Raw genomic sequence first — 12,916 nt, forward strand, 5'->3', positions numbered from 1 at the left:
CCCGCGCGACTGCGTTAGACTCGGGCCTCTTTCCGGCGACCCCGTTCCGCGCGAGTACACGACCATGAGCACGCCTCCCGTCCGGCACCGCACCGTCCCCGTCCGCGTTGGTCCCGTGACCGTGGGCGGCGAGCATCCCGTGGTGGTCCAGTCGATGACCAACACCGACACCGCCGACGCCCTGCGCACCGCGGTCCAGGTGGCCGAACTGGCGCGCGCCGGCTCCGAGATCGTGCGCATCACGGTCAACTCGGCCGATGCCGCGAAGGCGGTGCCGGAGATCCGCGAGCGGCTCGACGCGATGGGCCTGGACGTGCCGCTGGTGGGGGACTTCCACTTCAACGGCCACAAGCTGCTGACCGAATATCCCGAATGCGCCGAAGCCCTGGCCAAGCTGCGCATCAATCCGGGCAACGTCGGTCGCGGCTCGAAGCGCGACACGCAATACCAGGCGATGATCGAGACCGCCATCCGCTTCGACCGCCCGGTCCGCATCGGCGTGAACTGGGGCAGCCTTGATCAGGAACTGCTGGCGCGCATGATGGACGAGAACGCGCAGCGCCCGGAGCCGCTGGAACCCCAGGCGGTGATGGAGCAGGCCCTGATCACCTCGGCGCTGGAGAGCGCCGCCGAGGCCGAGCGCATCGGCCTGCCGCATGACCGCATCATCCTGTCGGCCAAGGTCAGTGGCGTGCAGCCACTGATCCGGGTCTACCAGGACCTGGCCGCGCGCTGCGACTACCCGTTGCACCTGGGCCTGACCGAAGCCGGCATGGGGGCCAAGGGGATCGTCGCCTCCACCGCCGCGCTGTCCGTCCTGCTGCAGCAGGGCATCGGCGACACCATCCGCATCTCGCTGACCCCGGAACCCGGCGGGGACCGCACGCAGGAGGTCAGCGTCGCGCAGGAGATCCTGCAGAGCATGGGCCTGCGCAGCTTCCTGCCCTCGGTGGTGGCCTGCCCCGGCTGCGGCCGTACCTCCAGCGAGTACTTCCAGCACCTGGCGCAGGACATCCAGAGCTACATCCGCCAGCAGATGCCGAACTGGCGCCAGCACTACCCCGGGGTCGAGGAGATGACCGTCGCGGTGATGGGTTGCGTGGTCAACGGCCCGGGCGAGAGCAAGCACGCCGACATCGGGATCTCCCTGCCCGGCACCGGCGAGCAGCCGGTCGCGCCGGTCTACGAGGACGGCGAGAAGACCGTGACCCTCAAGGGCGAGCATATCGCCGAGGAGTTCCAGGCCCGCGTCGAGGCCTACATCGAACGCCGCTATGGGCAGGCCGGATGAGCGCGAGCGCCGACCACGACTCGCAACTGCTGCAACGCGTGCAGGCCCTGTTCGAGGATCCGCGCATTCAGGGCTGCAACTGGCAGCCGCGGCTGTTCTGGCACCCGACGGAAAGCGGTGGCGCCTTCGGTGCGCCGCGGGTGGACCCGCGCGAACTGGAGGTGTTCCTGGCGACGGTGGCGGGCGAGGCCTCGCAGTGTCTCGACGCCCTCGAGGCCGAGCGGCCCGGGCGCGGCCGCTTCCTGGCCGCCAACGCCCGGCGCCACGAACTCCCGCTGTTCACCCGCGCCTGAGCCCCGCTTACTCCTCCGGTCCGTCCGCGGCGCAGACCCGGTTGCGGCCTTCGGCCTTGGCCCGGTAGAGCTGCTCGTCGGCGCGCGCCACCACCCGCAGCGCGGAGCGGCGCGGCTGGCACTGCAGACTCGCCACGCCGAGGCTGGCGGTCACGTGATCCGCCACTTCGGACGCCGGGTGCGGAATGGCAAGCTCGGTGATGGCGACGCGCACCCGTTCCGCCACGGTGACTGCCTCCGCCAGCGCCGTATCCGGCAGGATGCAGGCGAATTCCTCGCCGCCGTACCGCGCCGCCAGATCGGCCGAGCGCGAGACGGTCGCGTCCAGTACCCGCGCCACCTCGCGCAGGCAGTCATCGCCGCGCACATGACCGAGGGTGTCGTTGAACGGCTTGAAATAGTCGATGTCCAGCAGGATGATCGAGAGTTCCCCCCCGGAACGGGCCAGCCGGGCGTTCTCCCCCTCCAGGGTCTCCTCGAACTGGCGCCGGTTGGCGAGTCCCGTCAGGCCATCGGTGACCGCCATGCGCGTCAGCTGGTCGCGGGCCCGTTTCAGTTCGATCTGATGCTGCACCCGCAGCTTCACCACGGGGGGATTGATCGGCTTGTTCACATAGTCAACCGCGCCCAGTTCCAGCCCGCGCGCCTCGCCCTCGGTGTCCCCCACGCCGGTGATGAAGATAACGGGAATGCTCGCCGTAGCACGCTCCGATTTCAGCCACTCGCAGACCTGAAACCCGTCGGTGCCGGGCATCATCACGTCCAGCAGGATCACGTCAGGCCGAGCCGAGGCCGCCAGGTCCAGGGCCTTGTGTCCGTTGGTGGCGAACATCACCTCGTGCTCGTCCTCGAAGATGCCGGCCAGCAGCTCGATGTTCGCCGGTTCGTCATCCACCACCAGGATGCGTGCCCGATGCGCGCTGTTCATGATTCCTCCCCGGCCTGCTCCAGCAGCCGATCCAGGGCGGCCAGGGCCTGCTCGAAATCGAGTTCCTCGATCCGGGCCTCCAGTTCCCGCACCGTGGCGTCATGCCCCCGACCGAGCAGCCCCTCCTGCAGGGCACGGAACTCGGACCGGGCGCGGAGATTGTTGCTCTCGATCAGGGCCCGCAACTCCTGCAGGGCCGGGACGGGCAGGGCTCCGCGCGTCGGGGCCACCGGCCCGGCGGAAGCGTCCTCCGGCGCACCACCCGTGGCCCCGTCGGCAGCGTCCAGGCTGCGGGCGGCCTCGATGGCGGGGGCCAGATGCGACTCCAGATCGGGCAGCCGCGCGCGGGCGGACTGCGTGTCGCCGCCGGCCAGCTCGACTTCGATCGCCTCGGCCGCATCCCGCAAGGCATGCAGCTCCAGCGACCCGGCCACGCCTTTCAGGGAGTGCGCCAGGCGATGGGCGTCCTCGAGCTCACCCCGATCCAGCAGGCCGCGCAGTTCCGTTCCCACATCACGGTACCGCTCCTCGAGGCCGAGGATCATGCGCCGCAGCAGCGACGCCTTGCCGTTGCAGCGCGCCAGGGCCGCCGGCAGGTCGAACGGCGGCAGCTCGTCGGGCAATCCGTCCACTCCGCCACCGGCACTCGGCGCGGGGGCCGCGATTTCCCCGGCGGCGCCATCCGTGACCGGCGCCGCCTCGAATGCCGCCGGCTCGCGGCCCTCCGTGGGTGCGCGGTCCATCCCGGGGGCCGTCCCGCCGGAGGCCGCATGACGCGCCACCCAGGTCGCCAGGGTCCGAGCCAGTGCCTCCGGGTCGATCGGCTTGGTCACGTGGTCGTTCATCCCCGCATCCAGGCTCTTCTCGCGATCCCCCGCCATCGCGTGCGCGGTCATCGCAATCACCGGGAGCCGGGCGAGCGCGGGGTCCTCCCGCAGCCGGCGGGTCGCGGTCAGGCCATCCATCTCCGGCATCTGGATATCCATCAGTACCGCGTCGAACGCGTCGGCCCGCGCGACATCCACTGCCTCGCGGCCGTTCTCCACCGTGGTGACCTCGCAGCCCATGTCCTCCAGGAGTTCCACGGCGAGATCCCGGTTGATGGCGTTGTCTTCCGCCAGCAGGACGCGGACCCCGTCCAGCCGTGGCACTTCGTCGTCCGGCTCGGATGCCGCCTCGCGCGGGGCCTGCTCGGCGTCATCCACCCGCAGAAGCTCGACCATGGTGTCGTGCAGCGTGGACTCGGTCACCGGTTTCAGCAGGATCCCGTCCACGGTCTCCTCCGCCTGCTGCAGAATCTCGTCGCGACTGAAGCCGGTCACCATCAGCACCGATGGCACCTGCCGCTTGCGGCCGGAATTGATATGGCGGGCGACCTCAAGGCCGTCCATGTCCGGCATGCGCCAGTCGGTCAGGACCATGTCGTATGCCAGGCCCTGCGCCGGCGCCCGCTCCAGTAACTGCAGTGCCTCGGGGCCGGAGGCGGCGGTATCCGCGTCGATACCGAGGTCGCGCAGCATGGCGGCCAGGGTTTCGCGCGCCGCGGCGGAATCGTCCACCACCAGTACGCGGTGGCCGCGCAGCGAGCGTGAGAAGGAAGCACGTGCCGGTTGAGCCGGCTCGGTCTCGACCGCCAGACGCACGGTGAAGCTGAAGGTCGATCCCTGACCGGGCGTGCTTTCCACGCCGATCTCACCGCCCATCATCTCGACCAGCTGGCGGCTGATCGCCAACCCCAGTCCGGTCCCCTCCTGGCGCCGGGTGATCGAGGCATCCAGCTGAGTAAAGGAACGGAACAGCCGGCGCGCCTCTTCTTCGTTCATGCCCGGACCGGTATCGCGCACGGAGAACCGCAGCGTGGCATAGCCGTCATCCACCGCCTCCGCGGAGACCTTCACCACCACCTCGCCCTGCTCGGTGAACTTGACCGCGTTGCCCACCAGGTTGGTCAGCACCTGCCCCAGACGCAGGGCATCCCCGCGCAGGTCCCGCGGGGTCCCCGGGGCGACGTGATGCACCAGTTCCAGGCCCTTCTCCTCGGCCCGGTGACCGACCACGTCGGTCACCCCGTTGAGCACGGAATCGAGGTGGAACGGGGCATCTTCCAGTTCGAGCTTGCCGGCCTCGATCTTGGAGAAATCGAGGATGTCGTTGATCAGGCCGAGCAGGCGCTGGGCCGCATTGTCGATCTTGTCCATGTACCCCCGCTGACGGGGGGTCAGTTCGGTCCGCCGGGCGAGGTGACTCATGCCGATGATCGCGTTCATCGGCGTGCGGATCTCGTGGCTCATGTTGGCCAGGAACTCGCTCTTCGCGCGGGTGGCGCTCTCCGCCTGCTCGCGTGCGAGCTTCATCTCGCTCTCCAGTTCCCGGCGCACCCGCACCAGCCGGTTGAGGATCAGCGCCGTGCCGCTTCCCACCAGGACCACGGCCACCACGGTCCACAGGGCGAACTGCCAGAGCAGATCGCGCAGCGGTTCGGTCACGGCCGAGCGATCCAGGCTCAGGACCTGGTACCAGTCCGTACCGGGAATGGGAGTGGCGTGCAGCAGGCGTTCCTCGCCATCCATCACCACCTCGCGCAGCTCACCCTCGTACGACGGGTCCAGCGGGTCGAAACCGCCGCCTTCCTCGATGGCATCCACCAGCGACTGCAGCACCCGCGAGGAATCCGGGTGGGCAACCACCATGCCGTCCTCGTCGACCAGCACCATATGGCCGTCCCAGCGCAGATCCAGACCGGCCACGCTGGCAGCCACCTCCTGCAGGCCGATGTCCCCGGCCGCCACCCCGTGCAGCTCGCCGGTGTCGCGGTAGACCGGCGCGCCCATGGAGATGATCAGCCGGTCCTGCGCGGCATCCTCGAACGGCGTGGTGATATACAGACCATCGTTCAGCAGCGCGCCCTCGTACCAGGGTCGCGTACGCGGGTCGAAATCACCCGGCAGCGAAGCCTCGGGGTCCGACATGATCATGCCCCCCTGCGCGTCACCGACATAGGTCAGATCGACCTCGCCCATGCGCTCGAACTGCTGCAGCACCGGACGCGGATCGCGGCCGACCGGCACCTCTTCGGCCAGCCCCTCGATCAGGCGCGCATTGGAGGAAAACCACTGGGATACGTAGAGTGCGGTGGACTCGGAAGTAGAGGTCACTTCCGAGCGCACCGCTTCGCGCGTCTCGCCCTCCAGCATCTGATACGCCACGGTCGCCAGCACTGCGCCCAGCAGCACGATGGCGGCCAGCACGAGCAGCAGAAGCCGGTAGTGGAAGGACTGGAAGGAGGCCTGGTCACGCTGAGTCATCGGCGGTTTCCCGGAGTAGGCATGCCACGCATGCGGGCACGGGATGATTCCCGCAAGACCCTAAGGGGTTCAGGCCTGTGGGCGCAAGCGCGCCGGAGGGGTCGGGTTATCCGGCCGGTTTGCGGAACGCCACCTGCTTCCAGTAACCGAACAGGCTGGCGGGTTCCACCGCCTCGGGCTCGCAGCCGGTCAGGTGCACGAAGTGGTCGAGCTCCATGTCCGGACGAAAGCCCACCGCCCGCGAAAGAGGCCGCAGGCTGCGTTCCACCCCGCGCAGCAGCCATTGCCGCGACGCGAAATGGTTGACCAGCAGGATCTGTCCGCCCGGGCGGCACACCCGCCACATCTCGGCGAACATGCGGTCGGGATTGGGGACCACGGACGCCACGTACATCCCGACCACCGCGTCGAAGCTGTCATCGCGGAAACCGAGAGCTTCGGCGTCCATCTCGGCCACCCCGCGCACCCCCGGCAGACCACCGTTGATGCGTTCCTGCGCGACCTGCAGCATCTCGCGCGACACGTCGATGCCGACCAGATCCACGCCGTCGGGGTACTCCGGAAACGAAATACCGGTTCCGACCCCGACCTCGAGGACCCGTTTGCCTTCCAGCGGCGCCAGGGTCTTCTGCGCGCTGTGCCGCCCGGTGGCGAACACCCGCCCGAAGGTCGCGTCGTAGTGCCGTGCGTAACGCCGGTAGCTCTTGCGTATGCTGACCAGATCCATGCCTGTCGTCCCCGAAGGAAACCGGGGCCCGGCCGGGGGCCGAACCCGCCGCCCCGTCCTCAGGCGTCTTCTTCGACCGCCTTCATGCTCAGACGGATGCGGCCCTGCTTGTCGACCTCCAGCACCCGCACGGTGACCGAGTCGCCCTCGGACAGGAAGTCGCTGACGTTCTCCACGCGCTCGTCGGAGATCTGCGAGATATGCACCAGACCGTCGCGGCCCGGAAGGATCGACACGAAGGCGCCGAAGTCCATGATCTTGGCGACCTTGCCGGTGTACTGACGCCCCACCTCGATGTCGGCGGTCAACTCCTCGATGCGGCGCTTCGCCTCGTTGCCGGCGGCGGCATCGGTGGAGGCGATCTTGACCGTGCCGTCGTCACCGATGTCGATGGTGGTGCCGGTCTCCTCGGTCAGGGTACGGATGGTCGCGCCGCCCTTGCCGATCACGTCGCGGATCTTGTCCGGGTTGATCTTCAGCGTGATGAAGCGCGGCGCGTGCTCCGACATCTCCTGGCGATGGGTGTCCAGCTCCCGGTTCATGCAGCCCAGGATGTGCAGCCGGCCTTCGCGCGCCTGCTCCAGCGCCTGTTCCATGATCTCGCGGGTGATCCCGTCGATCTTGATGTCCATCTGCAGCGCGGTCACGCCGTCCGAAGTCCCGGCGACCTTGAAGTCCATGTCGCCCAGGTGGTCCTCATCGCCGAGGATGTCGGAGAGCACGGCGAAGCGGTCGTCCTCCTTGATCAGGCCCATCGCGATGCCCGCGACCGGGGCCTTCAGCGGCACCCCGGCGTCCATCAGCGCCAGCGAGGTGCCGCACACCGAGGCCATGGAACTGGAGCCGTTCGACTCGGTGATCTCGGAGACCACGCGCACCACGTAGGGGAAGTCCTCGTCGCTCGGCATCACTGCGGCCACGCCGCGCTTGGCCAGCCGGCCGTGGCCGATCTCGCGACGCTTGGGCGAGCCAACGAAACCGGTCTCCCCGGTGCAGTACGGCGGGAAGTTGTAATGCAGCATGAAACGGTCGCGACGCTCGCCCTCGATCGCGTCGATCACCTGGGCGTCGCGGTCCGTGCCCAGGGTGGCCACCACCATCGCCTGGGTCTCGCCCCGGGTGAACAGCGCGGAGCCATGGGCCCGCGGCAGGATGCCGGTCTGCACATCGATCGGGCGCACGGTCTTCGTGTCGCGGCCGTCGATGCGCGGGTGGCCGTCCAGGATACGGTCACGCACGAGGCGATATTCCAGATCGTGCAGGGCCGTCTTGACCGCATCGGCATCGGGGCCGGATTCGTCGTCACTGGCCAGGGATTCGACCAGGCGGCTGCGCAGTTCGCTCAGGCGCTGGCTGCGGGTCTGCTTGTCGGCGATCTGGTAGATCTCGGTCAGCTCGTCGCGCGCGGCGGCCGCCACGCGCTCTTCCACCGAGGCCTCGCTCTCCGGCGCCTGCCAGTCCCAGGCCGGCTCGCCCGCCTCGGCCGCCAGTTCGTTGATCGCGCGGATCGCGGCCTGCATCTGTTCGTGGCCGTACATCACCGCGCCCAGCATGGTTTCCTCGGACAGCTCGCTGGCCTCCGACTCCACCATCAGGACCGCGTTCTCGGTCCCCGCCACGACCAGGTTCAGCTCGGATTCCTCCAGCGCGCTGAAGCTCGGATTCAACTGATATTCGCCGGCGCGGTAGCCGACGCGGGCGGCGCCGATGGGGCCGCCAAAGGGGACACCCGAGAGTGCCAGCGCCGCGGAAGCACCGATCATCGCGGGGATGTCGGGATCCACTTCGGGATTGATCGAGACCACCGTTGCGATGACCTGGGTTTCGTTCTTGAAGCCTTCGGGAAACAGCGGACGAATCGGACGGTCGATCAGGCGCGAGGTCAGGGTTTCCTTCTCGCTCGGGCGCCCTTCACGCTTGAAGAACCCGCCCGGGATCTTGCCCGCGGCATAGGTCCGTTCCTGGTAGTTGACGGTCAGGGGGAAGAAGTCGCGCCCCGGGTCGGCCTCCTTGCGGGCGACCACGGTGACCAGGACCACGGTCTCGGCCATGTTGACCAGCACCGCGCCGCTGGCCTGGCGGGCAATGTCTCCGGTTTCGAGCGTTACGGTGTGATTTCCGTACTGGAACGACTTCTTGTATGACACGTTATTTCCCGTTTTCCCTTTGATTCCCGATGGGCCCGCCGACCGGACGCCTTGCTGCAGCGGACGGCGGGCCCCGTAAAGTTCTGGCCGCAATCGATGCCCCGAACAGGGGCCCAAACAAACGGGCCCGCACCGGTGGCGCGGGCCCGAGGGGCGGGGCCTAGCGGCGCAGGCCCAGTTCCTTCACGATCGACTGATAGCGTTCGACGTCCTTGCGCTTGAGATAGGACAGCAGCTTGCGACGCTGGCTGACCATCTTCAGCAGGCCACGCCGGGAGTGGTGATCCTGCTTGTGCTTGTCGAAATGGCCCATCAGATGCTGGATGCGCGCCGTCAGGAGTGCAATCTGCACCTCGGGCGATCCGGTATCGTTGGCATCGCGCTTGTGCTTCTCGACGATGGCCGACTTCTCTTCGGTAGTGAGCGACATGTAAGGCTGACTCCTGATTCCTGAACCGTCTGTCTGAGTGGCCAGTGGCGCTGGCGAACAGGCGCGTATGTTAGCACGCGCTCAAGCAGCGTGAACAGCGAACGGACCGACGGCCGCCGCACGGAGGGTTCTGTTATATTGTGAACTTCATCACTCCCCGACAGGGACGGTCATGACCACGCAGGAAACCCGCCGACTCCAGGCCCGCATCCTGCTGCTGGCACTGGCGGTGCTGGTGCTGCTGGGCCTGATCGCGGCCAGCCTCACCGCCCATGCCTATTATCAGCAGGCGCGCGACCGCGCGGATCTGGCGCAGCAGGCCGCGCTTCAGCATCACGGGCAGGCGGTGGCGCAGTATTTCGACCGTCTGGAGGACATTGCCTGGCAGGTCGCCAGCCGCAGCCGAATCCGCGACGAACTGGCCGCCTACAATCGTGGCGAGACCGATCTCGAAGACCTGCAGGACTTCAGTCACGACAAGCTGGAAGATGCCCTGCGCCCCTCCGGCGCGGCCGGCATCATCCGCCTGGATGCGGAAGGCCGCCAGGTACTGGCGGTGGGCGACGCCAACCCGGACCCGATCTACTGGCCGGACATCGATCCGGCAATGCGCGAAACCCGCATGCGGGACCACCTGGCCTGGGAGGGCCGGGCCTGGATCATGATCGCGGTGCCGATCCTCTCCCGCGAGGACGAATGGCTGGGCGCCGACATCCTGGTGTTCCCCGCCGAAGCCATGGTCGGCGTGCTGGAGTCCGCCGCCGAGGGCGGCAAGGCCGCCTGGCTGGAGGGCCCGCAGGGAGTGGTGCTGCGGGTGGACGACATCACCTGGAGCCTGATGCCGACCGGCGCCGGGGACCCGGTGGCCCCGGCACTGCAGCAGGCCCGCGGAGGATCCCAGGCCCTGCAGCGCACGGACGGCGAGGTGGTCTTTGCGGTGCCGGTACGCCCGGGCTGGGGTCTGGCGATGGCCGTACCGGAGGAGGAGCTCTACGCGGGCATGATGGCCCACCTGGCACTGCCGGTCGGACTGGTACTGGGCATGGCATTGCTGTCGGGACTGGGGCTGATCGGCGTGATCCGGCCGCTGTCACGCCAGGTGGTGGCGCAGTCCGAGGCCCTGGAGCGCGCTTCCGAAGAGCAGGAGGACCTGCTGGAGTACGCCAGCGGCTTCGTCTATCGCTTCGACCGCTCGGGTCGCGCGCGGTACATCTCGCCGGGCGTGGAGCGGGTCCTCGGCCGCAGCATGGACCGCCTGCCGGAGGCCACCCTGCGCGCCCTGGTCGAACCCTTCCTGCCCTATCTCGAGGGCACCGCGGTGCCGATCGACGGCGGCAGCGACGCCGACCTGCCTCCGGCACGCGCCGAGGTCACCGACGTATCCGGCGAACGGGTGGTCCTGGAGCTCAACGCGCGGGTCCGCTATGACGGCGAGCGGGTGGTCGACATCTTCGGCGTCGCCCGCGACGTGACCAGCCGCGAAGAAGCCCGGCGCCGGGTCAGTCATCTGGCCAACTACGATCCGCTCACCGACCTGCCCAACCGCACCCAGCTCGACGAGCGCCTGGCGCGCGCGATTGAACGCTGCCGGCTCCACGACGAGCGCCTGGCGGTACTGTTCGTCGACCTGGACGGCTTCAAGTACGTGAACGACAGTCTGGGCCACCATCGCGGAGACGAGCTCCTGGAAGCGGTCGCCCGGCGCCTGCTGGGCGCCATCGACCGGCACTCCACCATTGCGCGCCATGGCGGCGACGAATTCGTGGTGCTGACCGAACACATCGCCACCGCGGAGGACGCCGCCAGCGTCGCACACGAGCTGCTGCGTGCACTGGAGTCGCCGTTCCACGTCGCCGGTCAGGAGCTGTTCATCGGCGCCAGCATCGGCATCAGCCTGTTCCCCGACGACGCCGCAACCCCGGACATGCTGATCCGCAACGCGGACTCGGCGATGTACCGCGCCAAGGCACGCGGGCGCAACAACGTGCAGCTCTACACCGCCGACCTCACCGACGCCAGCCAGCGCCGGCTGGCGATCGAGGCCGGGCTGCGACGAGCCATCGAGGGCGACGAGCTAGAGGTCGTGTTCCAGCCGCAGTGGGACCTGCCCGGCGAGAGCCTGGCCGGTGCCGAAGCCCTGGTCCGCTGGCGCCATCCGGAGTTCGGCATGATCAGCCCGGCGGAATTCATCCCGGTGGCGGAAGAAAACGGCACCATCGGTCTGCTTGGCCGCTGGGTGCTGCGCGAAGCGGTACGCCGGGCGCGCGAATGGGGACCGGAGCGTCTGGGCCGGATCGGGGTCAATGTTTCCGGCCACCAGGTGCTGTTCGGGGATATCGTCACGGACGTGCGGTCGGTGCTCGCCGAGACCGGGCTGGAACCCCACAGGCTCGAACTGGAGATCACCGAGGGCTTCGTCATGGACCACGCCGAACGCGGCATCGCCACCCTGGAGGAACTGCGTTCAATGGGCGTACAGCTGGCGATTGACGACTTCGGTACCGGCTATTCGTCGCTCAGCTATCTCAAGCGCCTGCCTGTGCAACGGCTGAAGGTGGATGCCTCGTTCGTGCAGGGGGCGGACTGCGACCCCGCCGATGCCGCCCTCACCGCGTCCATCATCGCCATGGGTCACAAGCTGGGGCTGACGGTCATCGCCGAGGGCGTCGAGACCGCCACCCAGCGCGACCTGATCATTCGGGAGGGCTGCAACGAGGCCCAGGGGTATCTCCTCGCGCGGCCGATGTCGGCGGAGCAGCTGGCCGCGCTGATCGCGGACCCGGTGCCCGCGTATCGCCGCGAATGAGGTCGGTTGCAGCGGGCCTCAGCCGGTGACGAACAGACGCCGCGGGCGAATCGTGCCGTCCCCGGCCTCCAGCCCCACGCCGAGAAATTCGCCTGCGGGCCCGTGCAGGCGTACCAGGACCCCGCCCGCTTCCGGTTCGTCCGCAGCCGGCGAGACACCCGCGATGCGCTCGCTCACCGCTTCCGCTCCCGCCGGATTCCCGTGGCGCAGTGCCGCCGCTCCGGCGGCACCCAGATGGAGCTGCGGCCAGCCGGACAGGGCGGCCTCCGGCGGCAGCAGACAGGCCTCGATCGCCGCTGCACCGCCCTCCTCGAAACGCTGCTCCAGGGCTTCCAGGGTCCACATGGCGTCGGCCGCGAAGGCCCCGTGGCCGGTGCGCCGCAGCTCTTCAACCGCCGCACCGCAGCCGAGGGCTTCCCCGATATCGGTCACCAGCGACCGGATATAGGTGCCCTTGCTGCAATGTACCTCCAGCCGCAGGCGATCATCCGCCAGCCGTTCGATATTCAGCGAATGGATCCGCACCGGCCGCGGAGGACGGTCCACTTCCACCCCTTCGCGCGCCAGCTCGTACAGCCGCCGGCCGTCCTTCTTCAGGGCCGAGACCATCGGGGGAACCTGCTCCAGATCGCCGGTGAAACCGCGTTCCAGCCGCGCCAGATCCTCGTCCGTGATCGCGGGAACCGGGGACTCGGCAAGGATTTCTCCGTCCATGTCCGCCGAGTCGGTCTCCACACCCAGCCGCGCGACAGCCACATAACGCTTGTCCGCGTCCAGCAGCCAGCCGGACACCTTGGTCGCCTGCCCGAAACACAGTGGAAGAAGCCCGGTCGCCCGTGGATCCAGGGCGCCGGTATGGCCCGCCTTGCGCGCCCCGAGGAGGTATTTCACCCGACCCAGCGCCTGGTTCGAACTGAGCCCCTGCGGCTTGTCGAGCAGCAGGATGCCGTCGACGTTGCGCCCCTTCCTGCGCGCCACGGCGAGTCGGT

9 protein-coding genes are annotated in these 12,916 nt (G+C 68.6%); 3 read left to right on the forward strand and 6 right to left on the reverse strand.

The annotated features are described in order from the left end of the window. The first annotated feature begins 64 nt into the window (after positions 1-64). Positions 65-1,291, forward strand: coding sequence for a flavodoxin-dependent (E)-4-hydroxy-3-methylbut-2-enyl-diphosphate synthase (gene ispG, locus F573_RS0101350; RefSeq protein ID WP_026300754.1), 1,227 nt, complete (start codon positions 65-67; stop codon positions 1,289-1,291). After that, a complete protein-coding gene (locus F573_RS0101355) occupies positions 1,288-1,584 on the forward strand; it encodes a hypothetical protein (RefSeq protein ID WP_019021180.1) in 297 nt (98 codons plus the stop codon). Before ispG ends, F573_RS0101355 begins: the two co-directional genes overlap by 4 nt. Positions 1,585-1,591: 7 nt before the next feature. On the opposite strand, the gene F573_RS0101360 is transcribed toward F573_RS0101355, so the two are convergent. The 5 genes from F573_RS0101360 to rpsO form a co-directional block, all read right to left on the reverse strand. Beyond that, entirely contained in the window at positions 1,592-2,512 is a 921-nt protein-coding gene (locus F573_RS0101360) for a diguanylate cyclase (protein WP_019021181.1), read from the reverse strand. Further along, positions 2,509-5,817, reverse strand: coding sequence for a response regulator (locus F573_RS0101365; protein ID WP_019021182.1), 3,309 nt, complete (start codon positions 5,815-5,817; stop codon positions 2,509-2,511). The genes F573_RS0101360 and F573_RS0101365 overlap by 4 nt, the downstream gene beginning before the upstream one ends. A 106-nt stretch (positions 5,818-5,923) precedes the next feature. Continuing rightward, the gene (locus F573_RS0101370) at positions 5,924-6,544 is read right to left on the reverse strand and encodes a class I SAM-dependent methyltransferase (RefSeq protein ID WP_019021183.1); all 621 of its coding nucleotides are present in this window, start codon (positions 6,542-6,544) and stop codon (positions 5,924-5,926) included. A 59-nt stretch (positions 6,545-6,603) separates the two neighbouring features. Beyond that, positions 6,604-8,691 (reverse strand): polyribonucleotide nucleotidyltransferase, encoded by a 2,088-nt coding sequence (gene pnp / locus F573_RS0101375; RefSeq protein ID WP_019021184.1) that lies wholly within the window; start codon positions 8,689-8,691, stop codon positions 6,604-6,606. Positions 8,692-8,851: 160 nt separating this feature from the next. Further along, on the reverse strand, positions 8,852-9,121 hold the full coding sequence (gene rpsO / locus F573_RS0101380) for a 30S ribosomal protein S15 (RefSeq protein ID WP_018869942.1): 270 nt from the start codon (positions 9,119-9,121) through the stop codon (positions 8,852-8,854). A 172-nt stretch (positions 9,122-9,293) separates the two neighbouring features. Between rpsO and F573_RS0101385 the strand changes: the two genes are divergently transcribed. Beyond that, entirely contained in the window at positions 9,294-11,927 is a 2,634-nt protein-coding gene (locus tag F573_RS0101385; RefSeq protein ID WP_019021185.1) for an EAL domain-containing protein, read from the forward strand. An 18-nt stretch (positions 11,928-11,945) separates the two neighbouring features. Here F573_RS0101385 and truB read toward each other — a convergent pair whose 3' ends face one another. Then, positions 11,946-12,905, reverse strand: coding sequence for a tRNA pseudouridine(55) synthase TruB (gene truB, locus F573_RS0101390; protein WP_019021186.1), 960 nt, complete (start codon positions 12,903-12,905; stop codon positions 11,946-11,948). Between the last annotated feature and the right edge of the window lie 11 nt (positions 12,906-12,916).

This window comes from Thioalkalivibrio sp. ALE23, assembly GCF_000378545.1.
Classification (GTDB): Bacteria; Pseudomonadota; Gammaproteobacteria; order Ectothiorhodospirales; family Ectothiorhodospiraceae; genus Thioalkalivibrio.